General features: G+C 71.6%; 13 protein-coding genes. 9 read left to right on the top strand and 4 right to left on the bottom strand.

Features of this window, described 5'->3' with window-relative positions; all coding sequences use genetic code 11:
• The first annotated feature begins 127 nt into the window (after window positions 1–127).
• The 4 genes from R0232_RS23875 to R0232_RS23860 are packed head-to-tail and all read left to right on the top strand — an operon-like array spanning window position 128 to window position 6,011.
• Window positions 128–835: an ABC transporter ATP-binding protein gene (locus R0232_RS23875; protein ID WP_093339622.1), complete on the top strand. Its 708-nt coding sequence runs from the start codon at window positions 128–130 to the stop codon at window positions 833–835.
• Window positions 836–837: 2 nt separating this feature from the next.
• On the top strand, window positions 838–2,238 hold the full coding sequence (locus R0232_RS23870) for an ABC transporter permease subunit (RefSeq protein ID WP_203202004.1): 1,401 nt from the start codon (window positions 838–840) through the stop codon (window positions 2,236–2,238).
• A 36-nt stretch (window positions 2,239–2,274) separates the two neighbouring features.
• The gene (locus R0232_RS23865) at window positions 2,275–3,765 is read left to right on the top strand and encodes an ABC transporter permease subunit (RefSeq protein ID WP_398492027.1); all 1,491 of its coding nucleotides are present in this window, start codon (window positions 2,275–2,277) and stop codon (window positions 3,763–3,765) included.
• A 44-nt stretch (window positions 3,766–3,809) separates the two neighbouring features.
• Window positions 3,810–6,011, top strand: coding sequence for a TonB-dependent receptor (locus tag R0232_RS23860; protein WP_431509638.1), 2,202 nt, complete (start codon window positions 3,810–3,812; stop codon window positions 6,009–6,011).
• Here R0232_RS23860 and R0232_RS23855 read toward each other — a convergent pair.
• The 3 genes from R0232_RS23855 to R0232_RS23845 form a co-directional block, all read right to left on the bottom strand.
• Entirely contained in the window at window positions 6,008–6,868 is an 861-nt protein-coding gene (locus tag R0232_RS23855; RefSeq protein WP_431509637.1) for a hypothetical protein, read from the bottom strand. The two genes, R0232_RS23860 and R0232_RS23855, sit on opposite strands and share 4 nt — an antisense overlap.
• Window positions 6,869–6,905: 37 nt before the next feature.
• Window positions 6,906–7,682, bottom strand: coding sequence for a hypothetical protein (locus R0232_RS23850; RefSeq protein WP_431509636.1), 777 nt, complete (start codon window positions 7,680–7,682; stop codon window positions 6,906–6,908).
• A 162-nt stretch (window positions 7,683–7,844) separates the two neighbouring features.
• Window positions 7,845–9,206 (bottom strand): cytochrome-c peroxidase, encoded by a 1,362-nt coding sequence (locus tag R0232_RS23845; protein ID WP_431509635.1) that lies wholly within the window; start codon window positions 9,204–9,206, stop codon window positions 7,845–7,847.
• A gap of 215 nt (window positions 9,207–9,421) precedes the next feature.
• Here R0232_RS23845 and acpA point away from each other — a divergent pair, with 215 nt between their 5' ends.
• Window positions 9,422–11,599, top strand: coding sequence for an acid phosphatase (gene acpA / locus R0232_RS23840; protein ID WP_431509634.1), 2,178 nt, complete (start codon window positions 9,422–9,424; stop codon window positions 11,597–11,599).
• Between the two features lie 19 nt (window positions 11,600–11,618).
• Here acpA and R0232_RS23835 read toward each other — a convergent pair whose 3' ends face one another.
• Window positions 11,619–12,512 carry a LysR family transcriptional regulator gene (locus R0232_RS23835; RefSeq protein ID WP_093341185.1) on the bottom strand — a complete coding sequence of 298 codons (894 nt, stop codon included), beginning with the start codon at window positions 12,510–12,512 and terminating at the stop codon, window positions 11,619–11,621.
• Window positions 12,513–12,600: 88 nt separating this feature from the next.
• Here R0232_RS23835 and R0232_RS23830 point away from each other — a divergent pair, with 88 nt between their 5' ends.
• The 4 genes from R0232_RS23830 to R0232_RS23815 all read left to right on the top strand — a co-directional run bounded on the left by R0232_RS23830 (window position 12,601) and on the right by R0232_RS23815 (window position 16,440).
• Window positions 12,601–13,794, top strand: a complete 1,194-nt coding sequence (locus tag R0232_RS23830) for a CaiB/BaiF CoA transferase family protein (protein ID WP_431509633.1) — start codon at window positions 12,601–12,603, stop codon at window positions 13,792–13,794.
• Window positions 13,795–13,818: 24 nt separating this feature from the next.
• On the top strand, window positions 13,819–14,325 hold the full coding sequence (locus R0232_RS23825) for a MaoC family dehydratase (protein WP_208512006.1): 507 nt from the start codon (window positions 13,819–13,821) through the stop codon (window positions 14,323–14,325).
• Window positions 14,326–14,408: 83 nt separating this feature from the next.
• Window positions 14,409–15,419: a tripartite tricarboxylate transporter substrate binding protein gene (locus R0232_RS23820; RefSeq protein ID WP_431509632.1), complete on the top strand. Its 1,011-nt coding sequence runs from the start codon at window positions 14,409–14,411 to the stop codon at window positions 15,417–15,419.
• 13 nt (window positions 15,420–15,432) lie between these two features.
• On the top strand, window positions 15,433–16,440 hold the full coding sequence (locus tag R0232_RS23815) for a Bug family tripartite tricarboxylate transporter substrate binding protein (protein ID WP_431509631.1): 1,008 nt from the start codon (window positions 15,433–15,435) through the stop codon (window positions 16,438–16,440).

Raw genomic sequence — 16,440 nt, 5'->3', positions numbered from 1 at the left:
AGCCAATCCCCTTTTCGAACGTCACGGCATGCACCCGCATGCGCGTGAGCCTGCGCGCGTCCACCGCGGATGCCTGCGGGCGTGCGCGCGCCGTTTCCCGCTTCTTCTCTTCGACCGGAACCCTCCCATGCTCAGAGCACAGGGCCTCACCAAGCAGTACGGCAGCCATGTCGCGCTCGACCGCCTCGACCTCGACATCCGCGCGGGCGACATCTACTGCCTGCTCGGCGCCAACGGCGCGGGCAAGACCACCACCATCAACCTGTTCCTCCACTTCATCGCGCCCAGCGCGGGCACGGTGGAGATCAACGGCGTCGACGTCACGCGCCATCCGCTCGCGACCAAGCAGGACGTGGCGTACATCCCCGAGCACGTCACGCTCTACGGCACGCTCTCGGGCCTGGAGAACCTGCGCTTCTTCGCCGGCCTCGCGCTGGGCCGCGCGCTGCCGCGCGAACGGCTGCTCGAGCTCATGACGGCGGTGGGGCTCGACCACGCGGCGGCCGACAAGCGCGTGTCGGCCTATTCCAAGGGCATGCGGCAGAAGGTCTGGATCGCGGTGGCGCTGGCCAAGGAGGCCAAGGCGCTGCTGCTCGACGAGCCCACCTCGGGCCTCGATCCGCATGCGGCCAGCGAGTTCTCCGAGCTGCTGCGGCGCGCCGCCGACCAGGGCGTGGCCGTGCTGACCACCACGCACGACCTGTTCCATGCGCAGCAGACCGCCACGCGCGTCGGCATCATGAAGAGCGGCCGCCTCGTCGACAGCCTCGAGGGCGCGCAGCAGATCGCGCGCATCGACCTGCAGTCGCTGTACCTGCAGCACATGAGGGCCTGAGCATGTGGCGCTGGATCGCGAACCGCGAATTCACCGAACGGCTGCGCGACGGCCGCCTGCTGTGGGCCGGCGGCCTGGTGCTGGTGCTGCTGTTCACCGCGCTCGGCGTGGGCTGGGCGCACCAGCGCGAGGCGCGCGCCGAACAGCAGGCCGCGCAGGCGCTCGACTACCGCGACTGGCTGGCGCAGGACCGGCGCCATCCGCACGACGCCGCGCACCAGGGCATGCATGCCTTCAAGCCCGAGGCGCCGCTGGCCATGGTCGACGCGGGCATCAACCCCTACATCGGCAGCACCGTGTGGCTGCAGGCGCATCGCCAGAGCGAGGTCAAGTTCAATCCCGCGCAGGACGCCACCGGCCTGCAGCGCTTCGGCAACCTCTCGGTCGGCTGGATCCTGCAGGTGCTCGGGCCGCTGCTGGTGATCGTGCTGGGCTTCAACGCCTTCGCGGGCGAGCGCGAGCAGGGCATCCTGCGCCAGACCCTGAGCCTGGGCGTCTCGCCGCTGCGCCTGCTGGCGGGCAAGGCGCTCGCGCTCGCGGCTTCGCTCGCGGTGCTGCTGGTGCCGGCCGCCCTGGTCGCGGCGCTCGCGGTGGGGCTGGGCGCCGCGCCCGGCGAACGCGCCGATGCGCTGCTGCGCCTGGCGGCCTGGAGCCTGGGCTATGCGGTCTATCTCGGCGCCTTCGTGTTCGTGGTGCTCGGCGTGTCGGCGCTGTGCGCCACCTCGCGGGCGGCCATCACCGTGCTGCTCGCGCTGTGGGTGGCGCAGGCCGTGATGGCGCCGCGCGTGCTGTCCGAGGCGGCGCGCGCGGCCTATCCGAGCCCGACCCGGCTCGAGTTCAACCAGGCGCTGCAGGCCGAGCTCAAGCAGGTCTCCGACCGCACCTGGCTGCAGGCCTTCGGCACCACCGAGCGCTGGGGCCGCGACGTGCCACTCAGCCAGTGGGGCATCGCGCTGCGGCTCGACGACCAGGCCTCCTACCCGGTCTACGACCGCCACTACGGCCGCCTCTGGGACACCTGGGAGCGCCAGCAGCGGCTGCAGGAATGGAGCGGCCTGCTGCTGCCCCTGCTCGCGATGCGCAGCTACTCGATGGGCATGGCCGGCACCGACTTCGCGCACCACCGCAGCTTCACCACCGCGGCCGAGCTGCATCGCCGGCGGCTGCAGGACCTGATGAGCGAGGACCTGGTCGCGCATGCCGATCCGCTCGGCGACCGCCACTTCGCCTACCAGTCGGGCCCCGAGCTGTGGGCCAAGGTGCCGCCGTTCGTGCACCGGACGCCGCGCGTGGGCTGGGCGCTGCGCCACCAGCTGCGCAGCCTGGCCGTGCTGTGCGCCGGCCTGCTGCTGGCCGCGGCCTTCGCGGCCGTCGCCGTGCGCCGCCAACGCGCGCTGGCCTGAGCGCGCCTTTCAGAAAGAGCCAAGCAAGAGGAAGCCATGTCCGTCTCCATCGTCAACCCGCCCCAGGGCTTCAGGCTGCGCGCCGTCATGCGCCAGGAGCTGCGCCTGCTGCTGGCCGACCGCAGCGTCTGGGCCGTGGCCCTGCTGTTCCTGCTGCTGGTCGGCTACGCGCTCGGCAACGGCCTCGCGCAGACCGCGCAGCGCGACCGCGCGCAGGCGGCCGTGGCCCAGGCCGACCGCGACACCCGCGCGGCGCAGCGCGCGCAGCTCGAGGCCATCCTCGCGGGCCGGGCCCAGCCCACGCCGTTCGAGAACCCGGCCGATCCCTCGCGCATGGCCAGCAGCTACGGCGCGCAGCACGCGATCCTGCCGAGCGCGCCGCTCGGGCCGGTCGCGCTCGGGCGCAGCGACCTGTTCCCGAGCCAGTTCCGCGTCACGCACCAGAGCCGCGTGGCCTTCATGAACCCGAGCGACATCGAGAACCCCTGGTACCTGCTGAGCGGCCAGTTCGACCTGGCTTTCGTGCTGGTCTACCTGCTGCCCCTGCTGATCTTCGTGCTGGGCTACAACCTGCTGTCGGCCGAGCGCGAGAACGGCACCCTGCGCCTGCTGCTCTCGCAACCGCTGCGCCTGCGCACGCTGCTGGCCGGCAAGCTCGCGGTGCGCGCCGCCGCGCTGTTGGTGCCGGCGGTGCTGCTGCCCGTGGGCGTGCTGCTGCTGGCGCGGCAGGCGGGCTTCGCGCCCTCCGCGCCGGGCGCGGGCACCGTCACCTTCTGGTGGGCGCTGCTGGTGGGCGCCTATGCGCTGTTCTGGTTCGCGCTGGTGGTGGCGGTCAATGCCTTCGGCGCGCCCTCGGCCACCAACGCCATGGTGCTGATGATCGCGTGGGTGCTGCTGGTGCTGGTGGCGCCGGTGCTGCTCAACCTCGCGGTCACGCAGGCCAGCCCCGCGCCCTCGCGCACCGAGCTCGCGACCCAGACGCGCACGCTCACGGCCGCGGCCATGAAGCGCCATGCCGAGCTGCTGAGCACCGACTACAAGCACGTCGGCCAGGGCGCGCTGCTGCTGCCGCGCGACGGCAAGATCGAGATCAGCGCGCGCGGCCTCGCCAACTACCGCATCGAGCGCGAGATCGACGAGGCCATCGCGCCCGAGCTCGAGCGCTTCGAGCGCCAGCACGCGGGCCAGCAGCGGCTGCTCGAGCGCTTCGGCGCGCTGTCGCCCGCGGCCGTGGCCTACGAGGGCATGACCGGGCTGGCCGGCACCGGCGCGCGGCGCCATGCGCAGTTCGTCGCGCAGACGGTGGGCTTTCATCTCGCGTGGAAGCACTTCTTCTTTCCGCGCATCGAGGAACGCAGCGCGCTGATGCCGGCCGATTTCGACCGCATCCCCGCGTTTGCATGGCGCGAGGAATCGCCGCGCGAGCTGCGCGATCGTGCGCTGGCGGCCGTGCTGCAACTGCTGCTGCCGAGCCTGCTGCTGTTCGGCCTCGCGGGCTGGCGGCTGCGCCGCTTCTCGGTGGCCTGAGCGCGCACGCAAAAAGAACGATCAATCTCCGGAGGGAATTTCAGATGAAACACACGATGTCGGGCGTGGCCGCGGCCATCGCCGCGCTGTCCATGGCGGGCGCGCAGGCACAGGAGCAACCGGCGCAACAAGCGCAACAGGCACTGGGCGCGATCACGGTCGAGGGCAACCGCGACGCCGAGGGCCTGCACCTCGAGGGCAGCAGCGGCAGCGCCTCGCGCCTGGGCCTCACGGTGCGCGAGACGCCGGCCTCGGTCGAGGTGCTGTCGCAGGACCTGATCCAGCAGCGCGGCGCGCGCACCTTCAGCGAGGCGCTGCGCGGCGTCACCGGCCTCGCGGGCGGCGGGCCGCCGTCGTCGCCCACCACGCTGTCGACGCGCGGCTTCACCAGCCTGCTCTATCTCTACGACGGCGTGCGCACCTCGGGCGCGGGCGTCACCAACCGCGTGCAGGACACCTGGAACTACGACCGCATCGAGGTGCTCAAGGGCCCGGCCTCGGTGCTCGACGGCGAGGGCGCGATCGGCGGCGTCGTCAACTTCGTGACCAAGCGGCCCGACCGCAACAACCCGAACCGCGAGCTGTCGGTCGGCTACGGCAGCTTCGGCGCCACGCGGCTGGGCGTGGGCTTCGGCGGGCCGGTCGGCGAGTCGGGTGCCTACCGCCTCGACTACAGCCACAACGACAGCCGCGCCGGCAACGTGCCGGGCAGCGGCGAGCGCATGGACCACTTCACCAGCGGCCTGGCCTTCGACCTCGGCGGCTCGGTCAAGCTCGACCTGAGCTTCGACTACCTGAAGGACGACAACAAGGCCTACTGGGGCACGCCGCTGGTGCCGGCCTGGTTCGCGACCGAGCCCACGGGCGTGGTGCGCACGCCCGACGGCCGCGTCATCGACCGGCGCATCGCGCGCATCAACTACAACGTGCTCGACAACGAGAACACGTCCGAGACCTACTGGCTCAGCGCGCGCCTGAGCGGCCGCCTCGGCGACAACTGGTCGTGGCGCAACACGGTGGCGGCCAACAAGTCGCAGCGCCTGTTCCGCAATTCCGAGAGCGCCGTGTTCGTCGCGCCCGCGAGCATCGCGCGCGACCAGACCCAGATCACGCACGACCAGGACTTCTGGCTCGAGCGCTTCGACGCCATTCACCACGGCACCTTCGGCGGCATGGACAACCGCTTCGTGGTCGGCGGCGAGCTCAGCGGCACCCGCTTCGACAGCCAGCGCCGCTTCTCCGACGGCCAGGCCTCGACCGCCGCCGCATTGCGCGTGCCGGCGCTCGCGCCGTTCACGGGCTTCTACAGCGACGATCCGCGCCTGAGCGCCACCGGCGCCGGCAACCGCACCGACACCACCTCGCGCGTCGACGTGAGTTCGGTGTTCGTCGAGGATGCGCTCAAGCCGCTGCCCGGCCTCACGCTGGTGGGCGGCTGGCGCCACGACCGCACCAAGGTGCAGCGCGGCATCGCCGACCTCAACACTGGCGGCTACAGCCGCTTCGACACCAGCTACCGCACCGACTCGGGCCGGCTCGGCGCGGTCTACGACTTGTCGCCGCAATCCAGCGTCTACGCGCAGTACACCAACGCCACCGTGCCCGTGGGCTCGTTCTTCCTGCTGTCGCAGTCGAATGCCAACTTCCCGATGTCGCGCGGCAAGCAGGCCGAGGTCGGCTTCAAGCAGAGCCTGCCCGAGGCCCGGCTCGAGTGGACCGCCGCGCTCTACAAGATCGAGCTCGACAACGTGCTCTCGCGCGATCCCAACAAGCCCGGCGACACCGTCAACAACGGCCGCCAGTCCTCGCGCGGCGTCGAGCTCTCGGCCGTGTGGCGGCCCACGCGCCAGCTCACGCTGGCGGGCAACCTCGCGGCGCTCGATGCGCGCTTCGACACGCTGGTGGAGGCCGGCGGCGTCTCGCGCGTGGGCAACACCCCGCCCAACGTGCCGCGCCACGTGGCCAACCTGTTCGCCACCTGGCGGCCCGACAACTCGAACTTCGAGTGGTTCCTCTCGCTCAACCGCGCCGGCCACGTCTTCACCGACACCGCGAACCAGATCCGCATCGAGGGCTACACCACCGTCGACGCGGCCGTCAGCTACCGCCTGAAGCCTGCCCTGCTGACCTTCCGCGTGCGCAACCTCACGGACCGGCTCTACGCCACCTGGGGCGGGCGCGCGGCGAGCCAGGTGTTGCTGGCGCCGGGACGCAGTTTCGAGGTGTCGGCGCGCTTCGACTTCTAGCCCGCGCCCAGGCCAGCGAAGCCGCCCGGCATCTGGCCGATCGCGGCGCGCAGGGCATCGGCCTGGCGCCGCGACTGCATCAGCGCCAACCCGTTGGCGCCGAGTGCGCGCCGCCGCGCATCGTCGCGCAGCAGCGCGAGGCAGGTGGGCACGATGCCGTCGTACGAAGTGAAGGCCACGGCGCCCGCGTACGCACGTTCCGCCTCGCGATCGTCGCCGGTCTCCGACACCACGCAGCAGCTGTTGGCCAGCAGGTAGGACACGCGCACCACCTCGAACAGCCGGCCCTCGTAGTGGTGCAGGTTCAGCACGACGCGGCTGCGCGCGATGTAGTCGTCGCGCGCGGCGCCGTAGACGCCGAACAGCGCGACCACGCGCAGCCCCGCGTCCTCGAGGGCCCGCAGTGCGTCGCGCCGCCGGTCGTTGACCGAGCCGTAGAACAGCACGTCGATGTCTTGTGCCTCGCGCGGCACGATGCGCCGCAGCGCGTCGGCATGGCCCACTTCGCACAGCGTGGCCGCGATGCCCATGGAGCGCAGCAGCGCCACGTTGCGCGCGCTGTAGTCCCACACCGGGCGCCGGCGCAGCAGGTCGAGGTAGCGCTCGGACCACCAGGGCGAGCCGGGCGACAGCTGCTCGAGGTTGAACAGGATCGCGCGGCGCGGCGGCCGGTCGGCGATCGCGGGCAGCAGGTTGGCGCCGAGCACGATCGTCTCGCCCTCGGGGCGGCGATGCACGATCGGCGCGGCCACGCCGAGTTCGCGCAGGCCTTCGCTCAGCGCGAGCGCGAACTCCTCGAAGGCGCCGCTGTGGGCATAGCCGGGCGGCGTGACGATCCAGATGCTGGCAGGGGGCACGTGGCGTGCTCCTTGGCGGAAAGGAGACCGATGATAGTCAGCGGTCCCCGCCGAAGCGTCCCTCGATCGACGCGCCGGCCACGAGGCGCAGCTCGCCGCGGTGCGCGTTCGCGATGGCACGCAACAGCGCCTGGCGGTGCGCGCGGGCCAGATGCTGGCCTGGCGTTTCGATGGCGTCCTGCGCTGGCGCATCACCCGCATGCACGGCGATGCGGAAGCGCGTGCCGTCGATCTCGCTGACCACGATGCAACGGGACTTCGCCTGCGGCGCGAGCTCCTCGAGCGCGAGCCGCACGAACTGCGCGATGCGTGCCGGATCGCCGAGGCCCTCGCCATGGCCGAGCCGGTCGTGCTCGATCGCGATCGCCTCGTGCGAGGCACGCCGCGCCTCGATCGCCTCGCCGACCACCTGATGCAGCGGGAAGCGCTTCGCGACCATGGCGATGGGCCGCCCGGCCGCGAGCCGGCAGAAGTCCGCGAGCTCCTCGGCCTGCTCGTGGGCGCGCACGGCCGCGCTGTCGATGTGCTCGAGTACCGCGTCGGCCTCGTTCAGGTCGCCGCGCCGCGCCAGCAGGTCCACGCCGAGGCGGATCGCGGACAGCGAGTTGCGCACGCCGTGCATGGCGGCGTCCATGAGCCGGTCCATCGAGGGGGCTGCCGTGCGTGCGCCGGGCCCCAGGGCGGGCGCGCTCCAGTGGGACAGCGCCCAGTTCACGGCGGACGGGCGCGGGCTGCCGGTGGATGTCGCGGGGGCGGCGGGTGGAGCCATGGACGATGCCGGCTGCGCATCGCCGTTCGGAAGGAGGTCGGGCATGTCGTCACGCAAAGGCGCCGTCGGGAGGATCCGGGCGGCCGGCCTGGCGCGCTCGCGATGTCGGCGCGCGTGCGGCGGGCGATCCGACGCGGAAATGATGCACCGCCGCACGCCGGGCCGCTGTCGGGCGAAGCGGCAGCGCGTGTAGGCGGATGCCGACGTTCAGGGCCTGCGCGCGGCCGTGCGCAGCGTGCCGGGATCGGGCGCGTCGTGCTGGTCGGCATCGGTCAGCGTGCGCAGGAAGGCCGCCACGTCGCGGATCTCGGCCTCGCTGAGCGCCGGCTTGCCGCCGGGCTTCCGGCCGAAGGGCGGATCGGTGTTGACGTTGGCGTGGTACTGCGCGGGCAGGTCGTCGAAGCGACGCACGCGGCCGTCCTTGCCGCGCCCGTACCAGCGCTGCGGCGCCGTGTCGCGCTGCGCATAGAAGCGGATCACTTCCTCGAGCGAATGGAACACCCCGTTGTGGAAGAAGCTCTGGCGCACCGCCACGTTGCGCAGCGAGGGCGTGCGGAACAGGCCGCAGTACTCGGGGCGGTCCTTCATGTCGGTGCGGATCGGGCCGCACACGCCCATGTCGTGGTAGCCGGGGTCGGCGTTGGCTGCGAGCTTGCGGTTGCGCGGCACGCCGAGCGCGATCTGGCCGAAGTCGCTGAACAGCGGGAAGGCGCCGTCGGGCGTGCGCTCGCTGATGTGGCAGGAGGCGCAGTTGCCCTTGTCCTCGGCGTTGAAGAGGGCGAGGCCGCGTGTCTCGGCGGGGCCGAGCGCCGCCTTGCCGCGCAGCACGGCGTCGTACTTGCTGCTGAACGGGTAGAAGTCCGACGGCGATTGCTGGAAGGCCTCGAGCGAGAGCCCGGCCGCGCGAAACGCCATCTTCGGATCTCCGAACACCTCGTCGCCGAAGGCCGCGCGCATGTCGCCCGCATAGGCCGCGTGCTCGAGCTTGCGCACCACCTCCTCGACCGAGGCATTGGCCATCTCGGCCGGCGACAGCAGCGGCAGCGTCGCCTGCTCGTGGGCCGAGCCCGCGCGGCCGTCCCACATGCGCCCGCCCGTGGGGCCGGCATCGACGCTGTCGTCGCCGTCGTTGTCGTGGTGGTGCTCGGTGAAGGCGGTCAAGGTCTGCAGGTAGCGCAGCGAGGGCACGGCGCGCGGGCCCTCGGTGCGGCCGTCGGGGCCGGCCAGCTGCACCGACAGGGCATTCGGTGGTCCCCAGGCGTGCTGGGGATCGTGGCAGCTCGCGCACGACGTCCGCCCCGAGGCCGAGAGGCCCGGGTCGAAGAAGATGCGTCGCCCCAGTTCGCCCAGTTGTTCCGGCGTGGGCTGGCGGCGGCCCGGCAGCACGGCATAGGGTGCATCGAGATAGGCCGGGCGCGCGGGCTCGGTGGCCGCCACGGCGGCCGGCGCGTTCGCCGCTGCAGGCGATGCGACCGGGGGCTGCGTGCCTGCCGTGGGCGCCTGCTCGCAGGCCGCGAGCAGCAGGGCGGCCGCGGCAAGCAGGGCCAGGCGGCGGAAAGGGCGAGGCATCGGGTACAGGTGCAGCGGGAGAAGAAACGGGGCCGGGCCGCGGACGAGCCTAGGAGGGCCGCATGTCAGAACCATGACGCGGCGCGGGGATTTCTTAGGCCTGAATGAGCAAGGGAGCGAAAGCGCTGCGTGCAACGCGGCTGTCATCCGTTCCTCGGAGCATCGCGCGGCCGGGCCGCCGGCCTGGTTCGTCCCTCTTTCATGACAACACAACGATGACCGCCTCCACTCGCAGCAGCGGTGCGCTCGCCTCGGCGCGCACCTTCGTCGCCCGCTTCAAACCCTGGCCCGTGGCCCTCGCCGCGGCGACGCTCGTCGTGGCCTGCGCCAGCGACTCGGACCAGGGCGCGGTCGGCGGCATGTCGGGCGTGGTCGCGGGCGGCGCCTTCCGCAACGCCAAGGTCTGCATCGACGGCAACGGCAACGGCCGTTGCGACCGCGGCGAAGCCAGCACCACCACCGATGCCAACGGCGCCTTCACGCTCGCGGGCCAGGGTGCGGTGGTGGCCGAGATCGGCAGCGGCATCGAGAGCGGCGTGGCCCGGCCACTGGTGTTTCGCGCACCGGCCGGCGCCGGCGGCGTGGTCAGTGCGATCAGCACCGAGCTCGCCGCGCTGATGGATGCCAACGGCGGCAACTTCGCCGCCGCGCGCAGTGCCCTGGCCACCCGCCTGGGCGTGAGCGAAAGCCAATTGCTGGCCGACCCCGGCAGGATCGGCGATGCCAGGGCCAAGGCCGTGCTGCAGACCGAGATCGACCAGTCGCTCGAGCGCATCGCCGAGGCCGTGGCCGAGGCCGGCGGCAGCGGCGACCGGGTGGCGGCCCTGCGCAACCGCTTCGCGCTCGACGAGATCACCCAGGTGGTCGTGATCTACGCCGAGAACCGCGGCTTCGACAACCTCTTCGGCCTGTTCCCGGGCGCCAACGGCATCCCGGGCGTGAACCCGAGTTCGTCGGCCCGCGCGAGCGAGCCGCAGAAGGATTTCGACGGTGCCACGCTGCCGAACCTGCCGCCCGTGTGGGGCGGCGTGACCGCGGGCGGCCAGGAGGTCACGATCGCCGAGAACCGGACGATCGGGATGCCGAACCGCATGTTCCAGATCGATGCGCCGGGCGGCTTCCACGACACGCACCTGCAGGCATCGCAAGGCGTCATCACGCGCGACCTGGTCCATCGCTTCTACAACAACCAGATGCAGATCAACGGCGGCAAGAACGACAAGTTCGCCGCCTATTCCGATGCCGGCGGCCTCAGCATGGGCTACTACGACGGCAGCAAGATGAAGCTCTGGGAGGTGGCCCGGCAGTACACGCTGGCCGACAACTTCTTCATGGGCGCCTTCGGCGGTTCGTTCCTGAACCACCAGTACCTGGTCTGCGCCTGCGCGCCGCTGTACCCGAACGCCGGCGATCCCGCGTCGCCGGGCCACGGCTCGATCTCGGCCATCGACACCGATGCCGACGGGAACTTCGTGCGGCTCACGCCCGCGGCCAACTCGCCGGCCTCGGTGCTCGCGGGCGCGCCCGTCTACAAGAAGGACAGCACCCTCACGCCGAAGGATGCCGCCGGCAACTTCTATGCGGTCAACACGATGCAGCCGCCCTACCAGCCGAGCAACAACGAGCCGGCCAAGGACGCGCCCCACCGGCACTACGCCGATCCCAAGTCCGCGACCACGCTGCCGCCGCAGACCCAGGCCACCATCGGCGACCTGCTCACGGCCAAGGGCCTGAGCTGGGCCTGGTACGGCGGCGCATGGAACAGCACCACCGCCATCGCCGAGGGCGACCGCAAGTTCCCGGCCGCCGTGCCGCCGGCCGCGCAGACGCCGAACTTCCAGTTCCACCACCAGCCCTTCAACTACTACGCCGCCTTCGATCCGGTGCGGCACCCCGAGGCACGCGCCGCCCACCTCAAGGACTTCGACGCCGACTTCCTGAAGGACGTCGCCAACGGCACGCTGCCGGCCGTGAGCTTCTACAAGCCGCAGGGCAACCTGAACCAGCACGCCGGCTATGCGAGCGTGGCCGACGGCGATGCCCACATCGCCGACGTGATCGCCAAGCTCAAGGCCAGCCCGCAGTGGAAGCACATGCTGGTGGTCGTGACCTACGACGAGAACGGCGGCTTCTACGACCATGCGCGCGTGCCCAAGGCCGACCGCTGGGGCCCGGGCACTCGCATCCCCGCGCTCATCGTGTCGGACTTCGCGAAGAAGGGCTTCGTCGACAAGACGCAGTACGACACCGCCTCGACCCTGCGCTTCATCACGCACCGCTGGTCGCTGCCGGTGCTGCCGGGGCTGGTCGAGCGCGACAAGGCGCTCGCGAAGAACGGCCTGCAGCCGATGGGCGACCTGACGAGCGCGCTGGACTTCAGGCAGAAGTCCTGAGCGCAGCGGCACGGCGCTTCTAGGCGCCGGGCTGCTCGAGCACGCTCTCGAGGAAGCGCTGCGCCGCCGAGGTCTGCGCGCCCGGCGGCAGCGCGAGCGCGATGCCGATCGCGACCTGCGCGCCCGCGCCCGAGAGCGGCTTGAACACGACGTTGCGCGCCACGTGGCGCGTGGCGACCGAGGGCACCAGCGCCACGCCCAGGCCGCTCTCGACCAGGCTGATCAGCGTCTGCACCTGCACCGCTTCCTGCTGCACGTTCGGGATGAAGCCCGCCTGCTGGCAGGCCAGCAGCGCCGCCGCATGCAGGCCCGGCACCTCCATCGCGCCGTACATCACGAAGGGCTCGTCGGCCAGGTCGGCCAGCGCCAGGCGACGCCGCCTTGCGAGCGGATGGTCGGCCGCGACCGCGGCCACGAACACGTCGCGCTCGGCCGGGAAGATACGCGCATGGCAGGCGCGCCCGATCGGGAAGCGCACCAGGCCCACGTCGACGTCGCCGGCCTCCACCATTTCGACGATGCGCGCGGTGGTCGATTCGCCGAGCTGCAGCTGCACGCCGGGATAGCGCGCGCGAAAGCGCGGCAGCACGCGCGGCATCAGCGCATAGGTGGCCGAGCCCACGAAGCCCACGCGCAGGATGCCGGCCTCGCCGCGCGACGCGGCCTGCGCCGCGCGCGCGAACTGCTCGGCATGGAAGACCGCGCGCCGCGCCTCCTCGAGTGCCGCCGCGCCCGCGGGCGTGAGCTCGGTGCCGCGCCGGTTGCGCACGAACAGCGGCACGCCCACCTGCTCCTCGAGCCGGCGTATCGAGGCCGACAGCGGCGGCTGCGCCATGTGCAGCCGCTCGGCCGCGCGGTGGAAGTTGAGGGTTTCGGCAAGGGCCACGAAGTGGCGCAGCTGGCGGATGTCCATGATCTGCAAACGGTATCACAGAGCAGGTATTTGATATTGGACGGCATCCAGTCCCCTTCGCAGAATCGGCGCAGGAGACAAACAGACGATGCTTCCCCTGCAGGGCGTGAAGGTGCTCGACCTCTCGAGCGTGGTGTTCGGACCCCTGGCCAGCCAGACGCTGGCCGACTACGGCGCCGAGGTGATCAAGGTCGAGCCGCCCGAGGGCGATTCCACGCGCCACACCGGTCCCGCGGCCGAGCCCGGCATGGCGGCCGTGTTCCTCGGCAGCAACCGCAGCAAGAAGAGCGTGGCGCTCGACCTCAAGCAGAGCGCCGCGCGCGAGGCGCTGATGGCGCTGGTGGCGCAGGCCGACGTGTTCATGCACAGCATGCGGCCGCAGAAGCTCGGCGGCCTCGGCATCGATCCGCAGACGCTCATCGAGCGCTTTCCGCGCCTGGTCTACGCGGGCCTGCACGGTTTCTCGCAGCACGGTCCCTACGCGGGCCGGCCGGCCTACGACGACGTGATCCAGGGCATGTCGGGGCTGGCCTCGCTGATGCAGATGCAGTCGGGCGAGGCGCGCTACCTGCCGACCATCGCGGCCGACAAGACCTGCGCGCTGGTCGCGGCCCAGGCCATCCTGGCCGCGCTGTTCCGGCGCGAGCGCACGGGGCAGGGCGGTTTCGTCGAGATCCCGATGTTCGAGACCATGGTGTCCTTCAACCTCGTGGAGCACCTCTACGGCAACCACTTCGAGCCGCCGCTGGCCGAGGCCGGCTATCCGCGCGTGCTCACGCCCTGGCGCCGCCCGTGGCGCACCGCCGACGGCCACATCTGCATGATGCCGTACACCTCGCTGCACTGGCGCCGCTTCTTCGCCGAGGTGGGCGAGCCCGCGCTGGCCGACGATCCGCGCTTCGTCGACATCGCCGCGCGCACGCAGCACATCGGCGAACTGCTCGCGCTGGCCGGCGGCTTCGTCGCGCGCGGCAGCACCGCGCACTGGCTCGCCACCTGCGAGCGGCTCGAGATCCCGGCCGCGCCGGTCAGCCGCCTCGAGGACCTGCCGCGCGACCCGCACCTGGCGGCCACCGGCTTCTTCGCCGAACTCGACGACCCGCGCATGGGCCGGCTGCGTTTTCCGGGCGTGCCGGTGCGCTTCGACGGCGAGCGCGCGCCCGTGCGCATGCCGCCGCGCCTGGGCGAGCACACGCGCGAAAGCCTCGTGGCGGCCGGCGTGCCGGGCGCGCATGTCGATGCGCTGATCGCCGACGGCGCCGCCATCGTCCCTTCCGCCTGAACAACGCAACGCAGCGAGACCCGCATGAACGACAAGACCCACACCTTGCCCCGCCTCACCGCCGAAGACGCCGCGCTGCCGCGCCTCGGCCAGGGCTTCGTCTGGCAGGACCTGGCGCCGGGCCAGCGCCTGCGCACCTTCCGCCGCACCATCACCGAGGCCGACCTCGTCGCCTTCATCGGCGTGACCGGCATGGTCGAGGCGATCTTCATCGACGCCGACTACGAGGCCGGCGCGATCGCCGGCCGCCCGGTGCCGGCCGCGCTGACCTACACGCTGATCGAGGGCTTCATCCTGCAGACCATGATCCAGGGCACCGGCCTCGCGATGCTCGAGCTGGTGCAGAAGATCCATGCGCCGGTGCGCGTGGGCGACCGCATCGAGGCGGTGGTCGAGGTCACCGGCATCCGGCCGACCTCGAAGGGCGGCCGCGCCATCGTTGATTCGCGCATCACCGTCTTCAACCAGCACGGCCAGTGCGTCATGCACTACGACGCGCGCCGGCTGCTCGCGGGGCGCGACCCGTCCTGAGCCCGCGCGGGGCGAGCGCCCGCAGAGCGCGATCCCGTGGCACCACCCGTTCCCAGTTCCAACGACACATCGGAGACAAGCCCATGCATTCCAGAACCCCTGGCGCCGCGCGCCCGCCCCAGCGGCGATCGCTGCTGCTCGCCACCGCGGCCGCCATCCTCGCCGCGTCGGCGGCTCCCGCCTTCGCGCAGGGCGGCAGCTACCCGAGCAAGCCGATCACCATGGTCGTGCCCTTCCCGCCGGGCGGTCCCACCGACCTGGTGGCGCGCGTGCTGGCGCAGAAGCTCTCGGAGCAGCTGGGACAGAACGTGCTGGTCGACAACCGCGGCGGCGCCAACGGCAACATCGGCGCGCAGCTGGTGGCGAAGGCACCGGCCGACGGCTACACGCTGCTCTACAACACCTCCTCGATCGCGCTGAGCCCGGCGCTCTACAAGAGCGTGTCGTACGACGTGCAGAAGGACTTCGCACCGGTCGCGCTGGTGGCCGTGGTGCCGCTCGCGCTGGTCACCCATCCCTCGGTGCCGGCCAGCAACGTCAAGGAGTTCGTGGCCTATGCCAAGGCCCATCCGGGCAAGCTCTCGTACGGCTCGGCGGGCAACGGCAACGTCACGCACCTGGGTGCCTTCCAGTTCGTGCAGGCCAACGGCATCGATGCCGCGCACGTGCCCTACAAGGGCAGCGCGCCGGCCGACGTCGACCTGGTCGGCGGCCAGATCCAGTTCATGACCGACACCGTCAACTCGGTGATGGCCTTCGTGCGCGACAAGCGCATGAAGATGCTCGCCGTGACCACGGCCAAGCGCATGTCGCTGTTCCCCGATGTGCCCACGCTGGCCGAGTCGGGCATGCCGGGCTTCGAGGTCGGCGCCTGGCAGGGCGTGATGGTGCCCGCCGGCACGCCCGCGCCGGTGGTCGAGCGGCTCAATGCCGAGATCGTCAAGGCGCTGAAGGCGAGCGACGTGCGCGAGCGGCTCGCGCTGCAGGGCGCCGAGCCGCTGGGCTCGACCCCCGCCGAGTATGGCGCCTACGTGCGCAAGGAACTCGCGCGCTGGGCCGGCGTGGTCAAGGCCACGGGCGTGACGCTCGATTGACCGGAGACGCACCATGACCGCCACACCACGCAAGACACGCACCGCGCGCCGCCGTGCCTTCGGCATCGCGCCCGCGCTGCTGCTCGGATGGGGCCTGCTGGGCAGCGCCGCCCCGGCCGCTGCGCAGGACTTTCCTTCGAAGCCGATCAAGTTCGTCGTGCCCTTCCCGCCGGGCAGCGGCACCGACACCTCGGCGCGCTACTTCGCGCGCAAGCTCAACGAACTCACGGGCCAGCCCGTGGTGGTCGAGAACAAGCCCGGCGCCAACGGCTTCATCGCCGTGAAGGCCGTGCTCGCGGCGCCGGCCGACGGCTATACCGTGTTCGTCGGCAGCAACTCCACGCTCGCGGTCAACGTCGCGCTGTTCAAGCAACTGCCCTACGACCCCGTGGCCGACCTCGCACCGCTCACGATGATGATGCGCTCGCCCGCGCTGGTCGTGGTGCCCGGCAACTCCGAATACAAGACGCTGCCGGCGCTGATCGCGGGCGCCAAGGCCAGGCCCGGCGTGCTCAACTATGGCGCGGGTTCGGCCGGCTACCAGCTGATGTCGGAACTCTTCAACGACGCGGCCAGGGTGCAGACCGCGCACGTGCCCTTCAAGGGCGCGGCCGAGGCCGTGATCGCGGTGGTCTCGGGCACGGTGAACTTCGCCTTCGCCGAGATCACCAGCGTGCAGGAGCTCGCGCGCTCGGGCAAGGTGCATGCGCTGGCCGTGGCCTCCGACCGGCGCGTGCCCGCGCTGCCCGAGGTGCCCACGGCGGCCGAGGCCGGCCTGCCGGGCTTCACGGCCTACACCTGGGTGGCAGGCATGGTGTCGGCCAAGACACCCAGGGCCGAGACCGAGAAGCTCGCTGCGCTGCTCACGAAGATCGAGAAGATGCCCGAGACGCGCGAGTTCTACGAGCGCATCGGCGCCGAGGTGATGCAGGGCGGCCCCGAGGAGATGCGCAATTTCCAGAACGCCGAGATCCAGCTCTGGAAGCGCATCGCGGTGACGGCCCGTGTCGAGCAGCAGTGA

Origin of the sequence: Variovorax sp. DAIF25 (assembly GCF_050711835.1) — a bacterium.
GTDB lineage: Bacteria > Pseudomonadota > Gammaproteobacteria > Burkholderiales > Burkholderiaceae_C > Variovorax.
The sequence above is the reverse complement of the archived record's forward strand: the minus strand, read 5'-3'. Positions and strand labels throughout refer to the sequence as shown.